The 18,730-nt window shown below is 40.6% G+C and carries 19 protein-coding genes and 1 pseudogene; 9 read left to right on the forward strand and 11 right to left on the reverse strand.

What is annotated here, in order from left to right:
* Positions 1-129: 129 nt before the first annotated feature.
* Positions 130-4,506 (reverse strand): LIC12048 family lipoprotein, encoded by a 4,377-nt coding sequence (locus tag EHQ52_RS05180; RefSeq protein WP_135614197.1) that lies wholly within the window; start codon positions 4,504-4,506, stop codon positions 130-132.
* A gap of 1,018 nt (positions 4,507-5,524) precedes the next feature.
* Here EHQ52_RS05180 and EHQ52_RS05185 point away from each other — a divergent pair.
* The 6 genes from EHQ52_RS05185 (at position 5,525) to EHQ52_RS05215 (ending at position 9,224) form a co-directional block, all read left to right on the forward strand.
* The gene (locus tag EHQ52_RS05185; RefSeq protein WP_135614198.1) at positions 5,525-6,292 is read left to right on the forward strand and encodes a glucose 1-dehydrogenase; all 768 of its coding nucleotides are present in this window, start codon (positions 5,525-5,527) and stop codon (positions 6,290-6,292) included.
* Between the two features lie 10 nt (positions 6,293-6,302).
* A complete protein-coding gene (locus EHQ52_RS05190; protein ID WP_135614199.1) occupies positions 6,303-7,466 on the forward strand; it encodes a thiolase domain-containing protein in 1,164 nt (387 codons plus the stop codon).
* Positions 7,466-7,825, forward strand: coding sequence for a Zn-ribbon domain-containing OB-fold protein (locus EHQ52_RS05195; RefSeq protein WP_135614200.1), 360 nt, complete (start codon positions 7,466-7,468; stop codon positions 7,823-7,825). Before EHQ52_RS05190 ends, EHQ52_RS05195 begins: the two co-directional genes overlap by 1 nt.
* Positions 7,826-8,074: 249 nt before the next feature.
* Complete coding sequence (locus EHQ52_RS05205; protein WP_135614202.1) at positions 8,075-8,491, forward strand: c-type cytochrome; 417 nt, start codon at positions 8,075-8,077, stop codon at positions 8,489-8,491.
* A gap of 92 nt (positions 8,492-8,583) precedes the next feature.
* Positions 8,584-8,796, forward strand: coding sequence for a hypothetical protein (locus EHQ52_RS05210; RefSeq protein ID WP_135615654.1), 213 nt, complete (start codon positions 8,584-8,586; stop codon positions 8,794-8,796).
* An 89-nt stretch (positions 8,797-8,885) separates the two neighbouring features.
* Positions 8,886-9,224, forward strand: coding sequence for an STAS domain-containing protein (locus EHQ52_RS05215; protein ID WP_020769614.1), 339 nt, complete (start codon positions 8,886-8,888; stop codon positions 9,222-9,224).
* Here the strand turns inward: EHQ52_RS05215 and kdsB are convergent.
* From kdsB to EHQ52_RS05250, 7 genes are all read right to left on the reverse strand, one after another.
* Positions 9,221-9,964 carry a 3-deoxy-manno-octulosonate cytidylyltransferase gene (gene kdsB, locus EHQ52_RS05220; protein ID WP_135614203.1) on the reverse strand — a complete coding sequence of 248 codons (744 nt, stop codon included), beginning with the start codon at positions 9,962-9,964 and terminating at the stop codon, positions 9,221-9,223. The two genes, EHQ52_RS05215 and kdsB, sit on opposite strands and share 4 nt — an antisense overlap.
* Positions 9,964-10,488, reverse strand: coding sequence for a flagellar basal body-associated FliL family protein (locus EHQ52_RS05225; RefSeq protein ID WP_008591739.1), 525 nt, complete (start codon positions 10,486-10,488; stop codon positions 9,964-9,966). Before EHQ52_RS05225 ends, kdsB begins: the two co-directional genes overlap by 1 nt.
* A 21-nt stretch (positions 10,489-10,509) precedes the next feature.
* Positions 10,510-11,337, reverse strand: a complete 828-nt coding sequence (gene motB / locus EHQ52_RS05230) for a flagellar motor protein MotB (protein ID WP_135614204.1) — start codon at positions 11,335-11,337, stop codon at positions 10,510-10,512.
* A 21-nt stretch (positions 11,338-11,358) separates the two neighbouring features.
* The gene (locus tag EHQ52_RS05235; RefSeq protein ID WP_100711209.1) at positions 11,359-12,141 is read right to left on the reverse strand and encodes a motility protein A; all 783 of its coding nucleotides are present in this window, start codon (positions 12,139-12,141) and stop codon (positions 11,359-11,361) included.
* A gap of 6 nt (positions 12,142-12,147) precedes the next feature.
* Positions 12,148-12,372, reverse strand: a complete 225-nt coding sequence (locus EHQ52_RS05240; RefSeq protein WP_100706477.1) for a flagellar FlbD family protein — start codon at positions 12,370-12,372, stop codon at positions 12,148-12,150.
* Entirely contained in the window at positions 12,369-13,472 is a 1,104-nt protein-coding gene (locus EHQ52_RS05245) for a glycosyltransferase (RefSeq protein WP_167492180.1), read from the reverse strand. The genes EHQ52_RS05240 and EHQ52_RS05245 overlap by 4 nt, the downstream gene beginning before the upstream one ends.
* Positions 13,473-13,535: 63 nt before the next feature.
* Positions 13,536-14,339, reverse strand: a complete 804-nt coding sequence (locus EHQ52_RS05250) for an MlaD family protein (RefSeq protein WP_135614206.1) — start codon at positions 14,337-14,339, stop codon at positions 13,536-13,538.
* A gap of 136 nt (positions 14,340-14,475) precedes the next feature.
* Here EHQ52_RS05250 and EHQ52_RS05255 point away from each other — a divergent pair, with 136 nt between their 5' ends.
* From EHQ52_RS05255 to ftsZ, 3 genes are read left to right on the forward strand one after another with little or no spacing between them, the layout of a single operon-like run.
* The gene (locus tag EHQ52_RS05255) at positions 14,476-15,219 is read left to right on the forward strand and encodes a cell division protein FtsQ/DivIB (RefSeq protein WP_135614207.1); all 744 of its coding nucleotides are present in this window, start codon (positions 14,476-14,478) and stop codon (positions 15,217-15,219) included.
* Between the two features lie 4 nt (positions 15,220-15,223).
* Positions 15,224-16,450 carry a cell division protein FtsA gene (ftsA, locus tag EHQ52_RS05260; RefSeq protein ID WP_135614208.1) on the forward strand — a complete coding sequence of 409 codons (1,227 nt, stop codon included), beginning with the start codon at positions 15,224-15,226 and terminating at the stop codon, positions 16,448-16,450.
* 10 nt (positions 16,451-16,460) lie between these two features.
* Positions 16,461-17,648, forward strand: a complete 1,188-nt coding sequence (gene ftsZ / locus EHQ52_RS05265; protein ID WP_135614209.1) for a cell division protein FtsZ — start codon at positions 16,461-16,463, stop codon at positions 17,646-17,648.
* A gap of 29 nt (positions 17,649-17,677) precedes the next feature.
* On the opposite strand, the gene EHQ52_RS05270 is transcribed toward ftsZ, so the two are convergent.
* The 3 genes and pseudogenes from EHQ52_RS05270 to EHQ52_RS05275 all read right to left on the reverse strand — a co-directional run bounded on the left by EHQ52_RS05270 (position 17,678) and on the right by EHQ52_RS05275 (position 18,666).
* Positions 17,678-18,121 (reverse strand): hypothetical protein, encoded by a 444-nt coding sequence (locus tag EHQ52_RS05270; protein ID WP_244244797.1) that lies wholly within the window; start codon positions 18,119-18,121, stop codon positions 17,678-17,680.
* Between the two features lie 18 nt (positions 18,122-18,139).
* Positions 18,140-18,295, reverse strand: a pseudogene (locus tag EHQ52_RS20370) (YgiT-type zinc finger protein); the annotation flags it as partial.
* A 17-nt stretch (positions 18,296-18,312) separates the two neighbouring features.
* Positions 18,313-18,666, reverse strand: coding sequence for a type II toxin-antitoxin system MqsR family toxin (locus EHQ52_RS05275; RefSeq protein WP_135614211.1), 354 nt, complete (start codon positions 18,664-18,666; stop codon positions 18,313-18,315).
* Between the last annotated feature and the right edge of the window lie 64 nt (positions 18,667-18,730).

Here is an 18,730-nt window from a genome sequence, read left to right on the forward strand (position 1 = left end):
CAAACGATACAGACTTCTTTTTTTGAACTGAAGATCCTTTTACCAACATATCTTTCCCGTACTCTTATATTCTATTTTATTAATGGAGAGAAAACGGCCTCTCTTTTAGAAGAGAAGCCGTTCGATTAGTTACGGAACGATCTGAACGCTCAACGTATAGTCTCTCTCGATAAGAGGAGCTATAAAGAAGTTATTCAAACCAAACTGAAGGGATCCCGGACTCAAGAGATCCAAGTTAAACCCGCGAATTACTTGTTGAGTTGTATCCTGTGATAACCAAACAGGAAGAGCTCTGATATCATAAGCTGCCAAGGTCACTCCAGACTGGGTTCCTTGATTGGTAGTGCTCAAGAAAAATTCCCCACTTCCTTTTAAAGCATAAGGAGATAGAGTAGCGGTTCGCCCTCTGACTGTTCTCTTGCTATTCTCAAAGTGCTCCCAAACAGAAGTGATAATATTCCCAGAAAGAACAGTTTTTCCAGGTTTCTGCGTTGCACTTGCAGATGTAGAACCTATCGGTAAAGCATTCGAATAAAGAAACTGTCCGTCTGAAAGATTTAATACTTTGAGTAACATTCCTCCGTTCTTAGCATAAGTTACAAACACACAAGCACCGGACAAAGAAGCGTCAATTATATCGTCTTGCACGGAAGTCTCAATCGTTAGAGCACCAGTTCCGAGCATAGTAACAGTCGATATATCTATACCTCTTGCAATCCAAGTATCAGCAGCAGTTTTCCAGATAACGAATCCTTTTGTTCCGCTCATCTTAGCTATCACTGTTTCTGGAACGCTTGAAGCTGGACCTTCTCCATTTGAAGGAGAAAGTGTCGAACCAATCTGCGCACCTGTCGTAAGATCATAGATCCTACTTTGGATCGTTCTAGTAGTTGTTACTGGATTGCTATAGTGATTCGTAACTAATGCATTTGTGCCTGAGCCATCAGCATCCACTTCATGTCTTGTCGCGTCATTGGTAATATTATCAGCAACGATAAATGGGTTTACGGTCACTGCCCCTGTCGAAGTATTATAGATCTTACCTCTCACTAAATGATGATTATTAAATGCATCAATAGTCTGATCATCACTCCATACAACTAGCGCACGATCAGAACCAACTGCGAGACCTATTGTTGACCAGGCTCCTAAATTAAAGTTCCTAGTTAATACCTTAGTTTCGGCTACAATAGAAGAGTAACCTGTACTCATACTTCGAACTGCTATATTGATATCCTTATTATTTTCCCAAGCAATAGTTACTTTGCCATTATCCAACTTAGCTATCAATTCTCCAGGAGCAGTAATCGCAGTGGTATTGATTTGGAACTGAGCTCCTAAAACCGTTCCGGTCGAAACTTGGAATACCTTTCCATAAAGATTAGTATCCCTTCTCCAAATCACCATGGTTGCATCACCATCAGTTATAGAAACAGGTTCACCAAGCGGAACCGCTGTTCCAGCATCACTTAAAATAGTGTCACTTGCAAGAGTCCCTGCTTTATATGTGCGGCCTGAATTTGTACTAATTTGGAACATACCACCTGAAAGGAAGCTTGTAAAACTACCCGCATCTGCCCAAGAATTCCAGTAAGGAATTCCTTTATTATAATTCCCCATCCAGTTAACTGCTAAATAATCCGGGGTATATCCGAGGCATCCGTATGGATGAAATAGATTCGCTCCAGAACATGTAATAGCACTTCCTGTTAAAAGTGGAAGGTATTGAGAGAGGGAATAGTTAGAAGCAGGAGTTCCATTTGTTTGTGTATTCCAATCGGTTAAGAAGGAATTATCCACAATCAAGCGAGCATCCGGCGCAGATAATGACCCTGGAATAGTAACCGGAGTAGTTTTTATATTTTTCTTTTTCATCGCAGTATCTACAACTACTGTGAAAGAACCATCAGGATATCCTGGAGTAGGAGTACTGCTCACTACGGTATATGGATAAGTGTCTCCACTAACGAAGATTGAATCGTTCGTCTCGATAGTACCATATACTCCCGTAAGATAAATTGTAGTATCGCCAATACTTATTGGAGAACTCAATTCTCCTCGCATCTTTTTCACATCGGTGTATTTCAAAGGCCAAATGGTTCTACGATATGCACTGTTCAAAGCGGGGCGAACATATATATTCACTAAGCTATTATTCGGGTCGACTATATTGCTTAGTTGAGGCATGCGTAAACAGATCCTAAACATCTGGTCGGCATAACCAGAAGTATCAATCCACATCTTACGCACTTTATAAGCATCTGTGTCATCAGTATCCTTATAAACATGTACCCAATCAGTCCTTTGTCCCCCAAAACCTAAACTGATCTCGAAATCCATAACTTGATCTATATTGAAACGCTTTGTTGCTATTGTAGGAGTATATTTGAAATCGCTAAAATATTGGTAAGAGCCACCGTTTTCTGGAGATCCAAAATTCGGATTCAAATACTTAGTCTTATCCAACTTAACGGTAAATACAACTTTCTCGTTAAATCCTACTTTTCCTACGTAAAAAGATTTTTGGTCTGGCTCATATGGATTCTCTCCGAATTGAGAAAGATCCCATTGTGTATTTAATTTAAAGAATGAATTTGGATCATTCGGATCGATAGATCCGCCAGTTGGATTTGAACCAGATGTTCCGATCGGCGTAGCACCGTATGGCGGATTTTCTTCATGTTTAGCAAGATCTTTTACCGTTATGTATACAATATCATAATAATCGCCGGCCCAGATAATAGAATCTACACCTTTTACCATCTGTGCTTTTCGAACGTTGCCTGGATCGAAGATACGAATATTGGATCCATCTACCCAATATTCAGTTGGAGCATTGTATTTACCGTGAGAATAAATTGCCCAAATGCCTGTAGTCTTTCTTTCTTCTTCAGTCCATGTACTAATCGGCTTTTGAACACAAGCAGTACGATTGACTCCATCAGAACCGGCAAATGTTTGATTTACACAAGGTAGGTTTGTCGGGACTCCCGCTAAAGATTTAATTCCTTTAATATGTAATTTTGAATCACCGAGTGATGGTGCAAATTCACTATAATCAAGAACATAATCTTGGAACTCCACTTGGACTCCAGAACAAGCAATTCTTTCCAGTGCTTTTCTCAAGGTTACTCCTGGAGAAAGAGTAGCAGCAGTCGTTGTAGTACAAGGATTATTGGTGCTTAAATCATCAAATGCAGCTACTCTATATTTTTCTCTATAGTTTGGACCATAAATTTTGATTAAGCTGGTTCTTCCTTTGGAGTTTTCCTCTACAATCTTTAAATTATCACCGGAGAAATTCAGAAGTACTGATTTATAATTTGAGTCCGCCACATGAGTCATCGTATAGTCTACAATAAAAATTTTTGGAGTGTAGCCGGAAGCAATTGCACTTTCAATTTCTGCCGTGTTCAAATTTGGTAATTCTACTACGTACGGTCCAAAGTCATCGCTACCATAAACTTCTACTTGGAATAAACTATAATCATCGTTCCTTAAACGGAAACTTTGGACTGGAATTAAATCGCCTCGAGCATCCTCAAACATAAGAGTACATAAAATATTGCTGAGCTTAACCGGCATATTTACAGATCTATTTTTAATATAAAGCGCTGCTCTAACATATCCTGCATTTGCATCTACTTTCGATGTTTGGTTTATTTTCGAAGTTTTTTCGGATCTATATTTTCTAGCCTTATTACTTGCTGAATCAGACTTAACGGTTTTTGCTTCTTTATCTATATCGTTCTTAAACGGTTTATCTGCCCATTTAGTGGTTGTTGCTTCTTCTAAATTTCTAGCAGCCCAGCTATTTGCAGTTTTGTAAGACGCTGATGCAGAAGCAGACATCGCAGCAGGAGATTCGGAACCGCCTACAGAAACCGAAACACTGGCACTTGCTTCTACTTCATTTGACCCGCTTGCTTCTACTTCTCTTTTGTATTGGTCCTGAAACTGAACAGTTTTTAAATTCAATTCATTTTGATGAATCGATTCAGAACCTTCGTTCTTGGTAGACTCTAAGTCATCTACATTGATCTCACTTACAATCTCATCACTTTCACCAGTGCTGCTTTTTAAAATTGCAACCTTCATAGTTATAGGTGGTGCAACAACTGTATCGATTTCCGGATAATCTGCCACCCATACGTTGGTGGTAGTTTCATTGATGTTTAATATTCCATCCCCGTCAAAGTCGTTAACGATTGTAGTTCCTGTTGGATCAATCGCACCACCAAGAGCCTGCGCACTAACTTTAGTTCCAGGTTTTAAATTAAATAAGCCATTTACCGGAGTTGTTGGAGTTCCTCCATTTCCACCAGGAACAGGAACTCCTCCCTTATCAACCACTAGAGGGACCTTTTCTGCAACTAACCATGTGGCTTTTTTTAAATCCACATCTCCGCTGCCAAAACCCCAGTCGCTTAAACAACCTGCGAAAGAAAGTACAACAGAAGTTATAATAACTTTCCTAACAACAATCCTAACGATCAAATCGAACATCGAACGAACCTCCGGTTTCCCATCACTATTGAAAACCAAATCCAAAATACAAAACGCACCGGACAAATCTTTCGACATGAGCCGACTTTTTTGACTGAGTTCAAAATTTTACTCACAGTTTTGTCAGATTCATCTTTGAATCGAAACATAACTTGGGCGTTTGAATGGACGTTTGAAAAAAGTTCCATTTTTTGTCTAATTTTTTGTGGCAAATATAAAAAAAATTTTGGAAACGTTAGTAAAACTGATGAGTATCACGACGAAACGAAGCTAACGGAAAAAAATTTGGGAACTTTTTGTCTCAGACGGGATAACGTTTGAAAATTAGAACATATCCCCTAAAGGATAGCTTACATTATTCTAATATGGGATAGCGATATGGATAATTTTTGAAAAAAATATATATTTTAAATTTTTATAATACGAAAATTACCAGATTTGTAAATTAATTATTCATAAACCAATTCATCTGTTTTCCATTAACCCGAAAATCAAATCATCAAACCACACTCTCTCACTTGATTCTCATCCAAAAAAAATCCTACCCGATTAGGCAGATTTTCATTCAAGTTATTCCTCGGTGAATAAGATTTCCCCATTTGGGCAATCGCCATTATAGTCAGAATTTCGAAATCGTTTTGTAGATCAGGCTCGCCAAACTGCTAATCCAAAGAGAAAGGCTCAGAAAAACGTTTACATTTCAAAAAATATCAAATATTCATAATATATTCCTTTGTGCCACTCTCTCCTGCACATATCTCCATTCCAAAATGGGACATATCCCCTCCCTACCCCCTTATCCAAAACCAAACCTTTTTCCACCTGCATCTTGCGAACAAATGTTCAATAAAAACGAACACTGTTTCAAAGGTCTATATTCTAATGAATTTTTCTTGTCGGGAATCCAGGTACAATCCATCTTTTACCAGAACAATCGTTCTACTTCAAACAGATCGAATTCTATCTGTACGATCCGAAAGTTTAAAATTCGTTATCCGAGGACATAAGAGGGATCCAAATGGCAAAACAATTCGAAGGTAAAGTTGCATTAGTTACGGGAGCTGCATCTCCCAGAGGTTTAGGTCGTGCTATTGCCAATACTATCGCAAGAGATGGTGGGGATGTAGTCGTTGTAGACTTAAATAAAGAGCATATCGAGCAGGCGGCTGCCGAAATCGCTAAAGAATTTGGCGTTAAAACATTAGGTATTCCAGTAAACGTTACTAAACCTGAAGATTGCGATGCTGCTATCAATGCTGTTAAAGAGAAATTTGGTAAACTGGACTTTTTAGTAAACAACGCCGGTGTTCTGAAAGATAATCTTTTTATCAGAATGAGCGAGCAAGAGTATGATTTCGTAATGGATGTGAACGCGAAAGGTGTATTCTTAATGACCAAGTATGCTTCTAAACTTCTTTTAAAAGCTCCTTCTGGTAGAATTGTAAACATCTCTTCTCTTTCAGGTCTTTCTGGTCAACCTGGACAAGCAAACTATTCTTCCTCTAAAGCTGCCGTGATCGCTCTTACTAAAGTTGCAGCAAGAGAATTTTCTGGTAGAAACGTTTTAGTAAATGCAGTTTGCCCAGGTTATGTGCAAACAGATATGACTGCCTCTCTTCCAGAAGAAGTTCAGAAAAAACTTACTGATCCTATGTTCATCCCTTTAAAGAGACCCGGTACTCAACAAGAGATCGCTAACGCAGTGGAATTTTTCCTTTCTGATAAAGCATCTTATATCACTGGCGTTTTCCTCCGTGTAGACGGCGGCGCCGGTATCGGAATGTAAGGAGTCAATCATGAGAGAAGTAGCAATCATCGGGGCCTATGAAACGGTCCATGGTAATCATAAAGACAGAACTTTACGTGATCTAGTTACCGAAGCTGGTAACGGAGCTATTAAAGATTCAGGTATCGACAGAAAGGAAATCCAAGCTGTTTATGTTGGAAATTATGCAGGTAATGAGTTTAACGCTCAAAACACAATGGGTTCCTATGCAGCCAACTTACTTGGTTTAGGTGATCGTCCTGCAATCCGCACTGAAGGAGCTTGTGCTTCCGGTGGAATCGCAATGAGACAAGGTGTTCTTGCCGTTGCATCCGGTCTATACGATACCGTTTTAGTTCTGGGCGTGGAAAAAATGAACGGCTTAGATCCTGAAACTACGATGGAAATCGTAGCAAGAGGCCAAGACCAGGATGTAGAAGGCGGTTATTGTATTTCCGGTCCTTCTGGTTTTGCTTTAAACGCAATCCGTCATATGCATGAGTTCGGCACTACCAAGGAAATGTTAGCAACAGTTGCTGAAAAAAACTATTTCCATGGCAGCTTAAATCCGTTTGCTCATAAACAAAAAGAGATTTCTTTCAATAATATTATGAGAGCAAGAATGGTAACTACTCCATTCGGTTTTCATGATGTTTCTTTGGTTACGGATGCCTCCGCCGCGGTCGTGATCACTACCAAAGAAAAAGCAAAATCTGTTCGTAAAGACTATGTTGTTGTAAAAGGTTCCGGAATTGGTGGAGACTACTTCAATGTGGCTCTTAAAAAAGATTCTGTTAGCTTCCCTGCATCTGTTCAAGCAGCTACAGAAGCTTTTAAAATGGCTGGCGTAGAAAGAAAGGACATCGATGTTTTAGAATGCCATGACTGTTTTACCATCACTGAGATCATCAATATAGAAGATCTTGGCTTTGTTGAAAAAGGAAAAGGCGGCCAATTCACTAAAGATGGTCATACTCGACTGGGTGGAAAACTTCCTGTAAATACTTCAGGTGGTTTAAAAGCAAAAGGTCATCCAGTTGGAGCTACAGGTGTAGGTCAAGTTGTAGAGATGACTTACCAACTCAGAGACCAATCTGAAAAACGACAAGTTGCAAATGCTCGTACTGCTTTAACTCATGTTTTAGGCGGCCCGGGTGCAGTTAGTATAGTACATATTCTGCAGAGGGGGGAATAATGGCGGAGATTATGGAAGCTCATTCTTTAACCGGAAAAAAATGCAAATCTTGTGGATTCGAAGCTACCGATCCTGTAGTTTCTTGCACAAGCTGTGGATCAGAAGAAGTAGAAGCTAAAACTTTTTCAGGCAAAGGAAAAGTTTATACTTACACTGTGGTTCATGTTGGCTTCGGACATTTAGCTCCAAGAGCGCCTTACGTTCTTGCAGTCATTGAGCTGGAAGAAGGTGCAAAAACCATGAGTATTATCGAAGGAGAATACCAAGGTAAGCCGGTCACCGAATCGATCGCGATTGATATGCCGGTCCTTTTTGATAGAACGGAAACTTCGACAGGTTTTATTTTTAAACCTGCTTGATCTAAAAAGGAAGCGGGGTGGGACTCCCCCGCTTTTGTTTTACGAAAAACCAATAAGTCCGATTCTTTTCCATTCTTAGAAATCGATATTAAGAATCATCTCCGGATGCTTTGACAAAAGTCAATTTTCGGATCCTTCTTCCTATTACCGAAATCCTTTGCGAAATCCACCCCGACAATACCGTGACAAAAAGTTCTTTGCTTTCTCTTTCTGAATGAGAAAGTTGGAACCAATATAAAGGAGTAATCCATGAAGACTCGGGCAATCCTGATTTCCCTTTTTGTTTCCATTCTCTCCCTCATCTTCCTATTGAACTGCGGAGATAAAGAAAAGCCGAAAGAAGAAGCTGCACCTGTAGTAAGTGCCGCAGCAACTTTAAGTCCAGAAGTAGAAGAAGGTAAAAAACTTTTTCTTGAAAACGGATGTAACGCATGTCACGGAGATACAGGCGCTGGAGACGGAGCAGCTGCGGCTAGCTTAAATCCAAAGCCTAGAAATTACAAAGCACCTGCTAGTGACTGGAAAAATGGTCCTACAGAAGCAGGAATTTTGAAAACTTTGAATAATGGAATTCCAAGCAACCCTGTGATGACTTCCTACAAGTTCTTAGGCGACGAAAAACTTAAAAAGATTTCTAAGTACGTAATCTACCTAAATCAAAATTAATTCAAATTCTTCGGGAGTCCGAAAGGACTCCCATCTTGATTTTTTCCCACTTTTCTTCTGGAAGTTTTCCACCCCCATTTCAAGCTAGCTTTGTGAGCCAATCCTCTTCTTTACCACATTGCGACAGTTGCGGAACGGACAGGAAATCCCCTCTTTCCAGAGAAGTGAAAACTTACGGTAATTGGGCCTGGTTTTTGATCCTTTTCGGGATTTCTTCCAAACCTACTACTGTTTCTTTTCAATGTTCCAAATGCGGCCAGATTTTCGACAGACTTTCTCCAGAGGAGCTAGAGCACCACGTTTAATGGATTACTCCCAGTAGGTGGTCGGTTTTTCCCAGGAAACGGGATTGACTGTCTTCGAGAGGGAAGGTCTTTTGTGCTAAATAAGGCAGATGTCTGACGAATTCAAAATAAACGTGGATCTTGAACCTAATGTTCCGGTGATCCATATCTCTGGAGAAATCACCTCCGAAGCGGATGACGAAATTTTAGGAAAATACCAGTCCATACCCGAACAACGTAGGACCAGGGTGATTTTGAATTTCCATGGAACATCTTACATCAATTCGGCGGGGCTTGCAACCTTGATCAGTTTGATCACCAAAGCAAGTGAATCTTCTTCCAAAATTGAATTTGCAGGCCTAAACGATCATTTCAGAAAAGTGATGGATATCGTTGGTCTTACGGATTTCGTTTTAATCCACAACACTCTGCAAGAAGCTCTTAGTTAAGGGATCAGTCCCTTCTTCTTAAAATCTTCCACTACTAGTTCTAGATCTTCAGGTGTGTCTACGCTCAATGCTGCGCGGTTTGTTATAAACACTCCGATAGAATGTCCAGCTTCCATCGCTCTTAATTGTTCGAGTGATTCAGATTCTTCTAATGCGCTTGGGGGAAGATAGGGATATCCAAGTAAGAAATCCCTATCGTATCCGTAGATCCCAAGATGTCTGTAAGCAGGAACTGTCTTTTTGAATTGGCTAGGGATTGCTGAACGGGAGAAATAGAGTGCCTTTCCGTTTTTGTCTAAGACTACTTTGACCCGGTTCGGATCTTGGATCTCATTTTCTTCTAATCGAACTGCTGCAGTGCTCATCGCCCAATCTGGTCTTTCCAGTTTGAGTTTCGCTACTCCATCAATAAGTTCAGATTCTATTCCAGGCTCGTCACCTTGGATATTGATTATAATTCCTGAGTCAGGATATTTGAGTGCGACTTCTCTAATCCTATCTGTTCCGGATGGATGATCCGGGGAAGTCATCACCGCCTTACCACCGTTATCCGAAACGATCTGAAAGATCCTTTCGTCATCAGTGGCAACAACAACATCATGAAGAAGAGAAGACTGGACAGAATTCTTATATGTCCAGGCGATCATAGGAAGGTCCCCGATCTTGGCCAACGGTTTGCCAGGAAATCGGGAACTTCCATATCTTGCGGGTATGACCCCTAGGATTTTCGGTTTTGTCATTAGTTGACGATAAATTCTGTGAAGTAAACTTCTTGGATCTTTCCGTCGGAGAGAATATGATTGATCTGAGCCTTGATCTCTTCTCTCAAATCTAACTGATCTTCTACGTCGATCAGATCATCCTTGGTCTTTCTTCCTATAATTAGGTTCACCAAGTCTCTCATCTGAGCGATCCTTTCCGCAAGTTCCGCAGTGATCTTAGCATCATCTCTTGCAACTCCGAAAGATAATTTCATCTTTACGAAGTGAGTTTCACCTTTATCTGCAGTGTTGATCCTGAACTCTTCCTGAAATTGGAAGGTCATGAGTGGCGGAGGTGGTTTTACTAAGGCTACGTTTTTCATTTCACGGAAGGTACTAGTCGCTGCCTGTTTCGCTACAAACATGGAAACAAGTACAACTATGATAATTCCGAATACAGCACCGGCAATATAGATCAGCCATTTGATGAGCGGAGACGAGCCGGCGCCGGCATCCGCCGCGGGTAAACCGCCTTCTTCCTCGTCTATTTCGGGATCGCCCATGGGTATTCTCCTTTTACTCTACTATAATCCACTTTCGGTGGAAGTTTCTGAACCTGGAACACGGCTCTTTGGTAGGCCGAAATTGGATTCGTAGTCGCTTCGTTTGGTGGATTTTTCCGTTAAGATTACGATATCAATTCTTCTATTGAATGCTTTTGCTTCTGGAGTTCCTTGGTTCTCTACGACCAGAGGTCTATAAGATCCAAAACTCACTGCTTGGAACCAACTTGGATCTAATTTTCCTACTCCCACAACATAGTCTGTGGAGTTGATCGCCCTTGCACCTGCAAGATCCCAATTGTTTAAGTATGTTCTTTCTTCCCTGTTTGGATTGGCGCCGGGCAGTACTGCATCAGCGTCGCAGTGACCTTCTACCCTTACAAATCTTTCCAATCCTTTGATGAGACCGCTAGCCTTTTTTAATGTACCTTTGATCGGTTCTTGTAAAATTGCAGAGCCTGGATTAAAATAATCGGCTCCTACTAAGCTGATCACAAGACCTCTTTCGTCTTCCGTTACTCGCACTTTCCCTGCTTCTATCTCAGGTTTGAATAATTCCGTAGCGGTCTTCTTAGATTTAGAAAGAGCCTTTCCAGTAGTCATGGAAGGAAGACTTTCTATATTCATTCCCATCTCTTCCAATTTTCCTTTGGAAAGAGTTTGTCCACCGTCAAAAAACCCAGTAGTGGTTTTGAACGCGGATAGAATGATCTGCATCTCTATCGCGTTCGTTTTACCCGTACGGTATAACATAATGAAGAAGCAAAGAAGAAGTGTAACCATGTCTCCATAAGTAAGCATGTACTCTGGAATATTCTGGATACAATCTGGACATTTCTGTTTTGCCATATTCTTCTTCCGAAATAAATCTTAATCGTTTTCGTCTTTTAGAACGCCGCGTTCGCCAGGAGGCAGATAACTTGCGAGCTTGTCTTTCACGATACGAGGGTTATCTCCGGACTGAATAGAGAGTGTACCTTCTATCATGATCTGTCTTACTAATAGTTCGTCTTCGGATTTACGCATAAGTTTTTTCATGATTGGGATCGCAATCATGTTCGCTCCCATAGATCCGTACAATGTGGTGATCAAAGCGGCCGCCATCCCTGTTCCGATCGCACTCGCGTCTCCGGATCCAAGGTTTTTTAACATCTGAACGAGTCCGATCAGAGTTCCGATCATCCCGAATGCAGGAGCAAGTGCTCCCCAGTTTTCCCACCAAGCTTTTCCGGCACTATGTCTGGAAGCGATATTACTCATTTCGGTTTCCATAATATTCCGAACAAGCTCAGGGTCTGTTCCATCCACAACTAGGGTAATTCCCTTTCTTAAAAATTCTTCAGGAAGTTCGTTCACGTCATCTTCTAACGCGAGTAGACCTTCTCTCCTTGCTTTCTCGGAGAAGGAAACTAATGTTTTAATGAGTCCGATTAGATCGCTTTTTTCTTCTCTAAAAGCCTTACGAGTTACCTTGCCTAATTCCAAGGTATTTTGCCAAGGGACCGCCATCACTGTACAAGCGGTCGCTCCTCCGAATGTGATCAATACGGAAGGTATATCCACGATATCAAGTGGATTCAAGCCGGCGGAAAGGATCCCGAAAGCGAATACTACGACTGCAGAGCCGAAACCTATGATTGTAGCTATATCCATTGTAGTTTAATCTGCCCTCTTAAATTGATCCGGCGCGGAACCCAAAGGAAACACCAGCACTCGTTTTTTGAACTCCAAAATTTTTTCGATCACTTCGGGTATACTTTCTTGGACCACATATTTTCTATCATTAGACAAAGTGATCGTAGTATCCGGATTGGCCTCGATACATTCTATATGAGAGGCGTTTAGAACGAATTCATTTCCTTTCAATCTATGCAAAGTAATCATACGCCCCTCCTTTTTCCAGAGTTCTTGTTTATAGTCTCGACCGCCTTTTGGATTTGGATGATGAATTTTTCCTCTGTAAAACGGTTTACCGAGGCCTGAAAATCCTTAGATTTCCATTCTTTTTGGTCGGATGCTGCCAAGCCAGCGTTCAATGCCTCCACTGTTTGCTCTTTGAAGAAGAGTCCAGTCTTGCCGGAGACCACTGTCTCCAAGGCTCCACCTTTTGCGTATGCCAGAACAGGAGTACAATACCCTTGGGCCTCGACAGGTGCGATCCCGAAATCTTCCATCCCAGGAAAAATGAATGTTTTTGCCTTGGCCATATACTCTTGCACTTCGTTTCTTGGTCTATGTGGTAGGATCTCTACATTTGGAGGAAGATCTTTTATAAGTTTCTTATATTCTTGGCCGCTTCCTAAAATTTTAAGTGGCCTTCCATTCTTTCTGTATGCTTCTATCGCTAAGTCGATCCGTTTATAAGGAGCGAATGCAGACACGATCAGGTCGAAGTTTTCCTTCTTCTCCGCTTTGACCTTAAAACCTTTAGGCAAACAAGGAGGATAAACTACTTTGGAATCTCTTCTATAGAATTTTTGGATCCTTCTTGCAACAAACTCAGAGTTACATAAGAATGAATCTACTCTATTGGAAGAAACAGAGTCCCAAGTACGAAGATAATTAGAAACAAGTTCGAATGCGAAAAATTTCAAACCACTTCTCGCAGGAAAATAATCATAATACAGATCCCAAACATATCTCATAGGAGAATGTACATAGCTGATATGGATCGCATCCGGATCCGGAATTATACCTTTTGCAACACAATGAGAAGAAGATACTATCAGATCATATCCTCTTAGATCCAAGGACTCTATCGCAGTAGGAAATAAAGGAAGATACCAACGATACTTGGATTTGAAAGGAAGCCTATCAGTGAATGCAGTTACGATCTTTCTATTTTCTATTCTTTCGTTTAACTTTCCTTTTTCATAAAAAAGGGTAAATAGATCTGCATCCGGAAATACTTTTAGGATAGAATCGAGTACGATCTCTCCTCCCCTCATTCCATTCAGCCAATCATGGATCACTGCGACTTTCATAGATACTAGGATCGGCAGGGTAGCTTAGTTTGTCCCCGTCTTTTCGAAGAGGCTCATGCGGAGTTATAGCTTGTTCAGATAGAAATCGCTGGAAATCCCGCCGATGATGGTGGTCCTGCGATACAAATTGATGGAGAAAGGGATAGGAGCGCTTCTTTCTATCTTACGGTATCCTTCGACATACCTTCTGGCATCGTCCCCTAAAATTCTCATATCAGTCAATGTTTCAGCCAGATTATCGTATGTATCCGGATCATTGATAAACCTTGGAACTGATCCATTACTACTTTTGAGTTTATAAGATATCTCTTCGAAGTTTGCAAACATCAAAGTGATGTCTTGTTTGTTTTCGCGGATCACACCAGTAGATGCAGCAAAAAAGTCATCATAGTATCTGGCAGAAGGAGCAAAGTCAGGACGGAAATCTTCTTCTTCCTTGTATGTTGGCTTGAAAAATGCCTGCTTGGAATCTTCTTCCGCATTTCCTGGATTGATATCTATCGTTCTTCCAGAAAGTACGGTAGCTGTCCTAAAACTAATATCATAGTTTGAATATAATGTGATAGGCTCCGCAAGTCGGATCGTAATCTCTACTGCCTTGGTCCTGTTCTTATCCAAAAATCTTTTGTCAGGAACTTCCTCTATCCCAACCACATCCACATCTCGGACAATTCCCCTCTCCAATCCTAAAATACTAACTGGAGTTCCAGGGCGAATCCCTTGGGACTTAGGATAATAAATTTTTAAAGTATAAGGATAATCTTCTTCGGAACCAGATCGTTCGATCACTGATTGGTATAAGAGTACGAAAAAAGCACAAAAGAAAACGAAACCTAGATGAATGGGAGATGGGATCGGAAATTTCATACTTTCTTCTATTAGAAACTTCGGCTTTGGATTCGGATCAACTAAATCCCATTAAATCAAAAATAGATGGGCGAAATTTTAGAGAATTTCCCGATAATCCTAAGGGAAAGGAAGAAAAAACCCCCTCAAAACGGCTATGAGACATAATATAATTGACTTTTTGAAAGAATCCGTTCAAAAAAGAACGAGTTGGTGGCTTCTGGCCTTCCTCTTTCTATTGGCGAGCACTTTAGGCTGGGGATTTAGGAGAGGGACCCTTCCCCAGGAGTTGAATAAACTCATACTGACAGGACACGAAACTCTTAGAACGGAAGAAATAGTTCAGATCATGGGAATCCAACCGGGAACCTCTTTCGAAAATTACGACCTCGGCCAAATGGAAAACCGACTTACCTCACATCCTAGAATCAAATCCGCTCACTTGGAAAAAAAAACGGACGACCAATTGTTGGTGGAGATCACCGAAAGAAAACCGAATTACCTCGTGAACTCAGACGGACATCTTTTTGAAATAGATCCAGATCTTAAGATCGTTTCCATGGATGATGTTAGAAGCCAAGGACTCACTGTTCTTTCCGGAACATTCCCGAGAGAAAAAGGAGAAGTGGTCGGCGCTGCATTCAAGGATCTTCATACTTCTGTGGAGAATGCATTTCGTTCTTATCCGGCATTAAAGACTCGTATCTCAGAAGTATCCTTGCATGAAGATGGAGAAATTTTTGTCTACGCTGACACTCCTCTTTCAGTTCGTGTGCAAGTTGGGACCTTATTCCAAACAGAACAGGTCAGAAAGTTATACGCTGTATTAGCATATCTTGAAAAAGAAAAAGTCCGCCCCAAACTCGTGGACATACGAGGAGAAGACGCGGTCTACCATTAAGAATATGGAATCTTCTGAAAGAATCATAGTCTCTCTGGATCTGGGATCAGCACTTACAAAAGTGGTGGTAGGACGTCCTATCTCCGAATATGAAACTGAAATTATCGGAACAGGAATGTTCCCTTCTTCCGGGATCAAAAATGGATCCATTATCAATATAGAAGCAACCACTCGTTCCATCATAGAAGCAGTGAGTGAAGCTGAACTCATGTGTGGACAAGAGATAGGTTATGTTGTTGTGAATGTAACAGGTAAATCTGTTCGTGCTGATAATTCTAAGGGAGTTGTTGCAATCACAAACAGAGACAGAGTTGTAACTGAACCTGATATAGTTAGAGTGATAGAAGCTGCACAAGCAGTTCGAGTTCCTGCTGACCAAGAAATTTTACATGTACTTTCTAAAGAATTTTCAGTAGATGATCAGACTTCTATTAAAGATCCAATCGGAATGACTGGAGTTCGTTTAGAAGCAGAAGTCCATATAGTCACAGCAGGTTTAACAGCACTTCATAATTTAGAAAAATGTATTGAGGCAGCAGGTTTGGCAGAAGAGACAAGAGTTCTTTCAAGTCTCGCTTCTTCCGATGCAGTTTTAACTTCTGGAGAAAAAGATTTAGGCACCGCAGTATTAGATATTGGCGCCGGGATCTGTGATCTGATCGTTTATGTGGATGGAGGAATTGCTTATTCTTCTGTAATTCCTTTCGGTGGATATAATGTTACTTCTGATCTTTCTATCGGTTTAAAAACCACCATCGAAACTGCTGAGCTTGTGAAAAAAAGATTCGGTCATTGTTCTTTAGAAGAAATTGATCCAACTGAAACAGTAGAGATACCACCAATCAGCGGAAGACCTGCTAGAGCAGTTCTCCGAGAAGAATTAGTTCATGTGATCGAACCTCGTATGAGAGAAATTTTCGAAATGGTGGATGCAGAACTTATTAAGTCCGGAAAAAAATCTTTTCTCGCTGGAGGAGTGATCCTCACAGGCGGAGGAAGCCTTTTAGAAGGAATAGAAAGTTTGGCGGAAGATGTATTTCGTCTAACGGTAACCCGTGCAAGGCCTGCGGGGCTTTCCGGACTTTCGGATAGAGTTTCTTCTCCTGAATTCGCTACCGCAGTTGGACTTATTAAATACGCCTCCAGGCTTGGGGACATGGAAAGAAAATCCCAGGACAGAAGCGAAACCTGGGGCAAAAAAATTCGGAGATGGATAGAGGAAAACCTCTAAGGGAGTGATCATGTTACGTTTCGAAGAAGAAGAAAAATCAAACCCTGCTATTATTAAAGTTTTAGGGATCGGCGGCGGCGGAATGAACGCAGTTGCAAGAATGGCGAATTCCAGCCTAAGAGGCGTGGAATACGTTATTATGAATACCGACGAACAGGTATTAAAACGTTCCGAGATTGAAGGTAAAATTGCATTAGGTTCCAAGACTACAAGAGGAATGGGCGCAGGAGGAGATCCTGAGTTAGGTGCAAGAGCCGCAGAAGAAGACAGGGAAAAAATCGCATCTGTGATCCATGGCGCGGACATGGTTTTTGTAACTGCTGGAATGGGAGGCGGAACCGGAACTGGTGCAGCACCTATTGTTGCTAAGATCGCAAAAGAGCAGAAATGTTTAGTAGTTGGAGTGGTCACTATTCCTTTTTCTTTCGAAGGAAAGAGAAGAATGGAACTCGCAAAAAGAGGGATAGAACAACTTCGTTCTTATGTTGATACATTAATTTTAGTTAATAATGAATCTATCTTTCAGGTAGTAGAAAGAGATACTCCGATCGACCAAGCATTCAGAGTAATAGATGATATTCTTTTGAATGCAGTGAGAGGGATCAGTGATATCGTTAATAATCCTGGTATCATCAATGTGGATTTTGCAGATGTAAAAGCGATCATGAGAGATACCGGTGACGCGGTTATGGGAGTCGGAGAAGGTTACGGAGAAAACAAAGTTTCAGAAGCTGTGAACTTCGCGATCGATAATGCTCTATTAGATTCTCGATCTATCGCTGGAGCAACTTCTCTATTGATCAATGTAACTGGTGGAACTGATCTTACTATTTCCGATTGGAATGAAGTATCTCAGATCATAACTTCTCAAGTAGATCCAAACGCAAATATTATCATTGGTCTAACTGAGGATTCAGAACTTGAAAAAAGAATTCGTATCACTGTGATCGCGACTGGTTTTAATAAAAGAGCAGCGGGAATTGGATCTGTTCCTAAATTACAATCCCAACCTCAAAGAAAGGTGGTAGGGCTTCCTGAAATGGAGGAACCTCGCCAAACTTTCAAAACAGAACCGGAAAGGATCAGCAATGACCCGGAAGCATACAGAGCGCTCAAATCTAAAAATCCTTCCGGAAACATGAAAGAAGATTATGATATTCCTGCTTTTTTGAGAAGGGGAGAAAAAGGGAGAGGTTAATTTACTTTTCCTTAAGAATTTAGTTCAGTTTATTTTTTGACTGAGCCGGATTTTTTAGAATTTACTGTCTTTTTTTTAGATGAACCTATACGATCTTGATTTTCCGAACTCCGTGCAAAATTGGACGCAGAAAATACTCGGAAATTTCCACTTGGTTCTTTTAATAAAGCTTTTCCTGAATTTGCTTTAAGAACTCCTACTTTAATTTTTTTACCTATGTTTGGCTCTACCTTAACCATGCGTTTTTTCTTATAAAGAATAGCAGCTTTTAAGGTCTCGGAAGTAGCACGTTCTTTACCCTCTCCATCAACAACATACGGTAATGCACCTTCATGGATCATAGTAAAAAGATTCTGCTTTTTAATGCCTGTTTTTTGCGCAATACTTTCGACAGATAAAATTTTAGCGGCAGGTGTAATTAAGGAATCTGCTTCGGCTATTTTCCTAGCTCGAGAGCTTTTCAGGATTTTCATGGATTTGATATCCAAAAAACCTTCTCCACAAACCTTACAATATTGCCCGCTCAATCCGCGTACTGTAAAAGGTCCGGTTTTAGAAGTCGAAATTTTTAAGGACTGGGAAATTCTATGTTCTATAGAGCCAATTGCGCCGCATACTGGACAATCTTTAAATAATTTATCCCTCATTTATCTCCCTCCCCATTTCATTTATACTCATGAAAGGAAATAATCTGTGCTATTACTGCAAATCCCTGTTCATCCAAGCTTAATTTAATATATGCGTCGAAATCTGCATTCTGGATCTTTTTTCTATATACGTCGAAAGCCAATCCATTTTTTCCTCTCGTCTTCTCCGTTAAGTGCCCAAATTGAAATTCATTCTTTTCGAGTGATAGAATAATTTCCTTAATCTTATCTATATCCAAATCAAATAAATCTGATGCATCAACTACTGCCTTATTAGTGATCCTATAATACCCTTCTCCCTTAGAAATAGCTTCTTTAATTTGTTTTAGTTCAAAATGCGGCGCTTGAAAGTTCTTTTCAATATCGCTCATGCGCCAATATACTAATTGGACATGACAAAATCATAGAAATAAATACAAATTTCTTATGCTTTTA

This window comes from Leptospira koniambonensis (assembly GCF_004769555.1).
Lineage (GTDB): Bacteria > Spirochaetota > Leptospiria > Leptospirales > Leptospiraceae > Leptospira_B > Leptospira_B koniambonensis.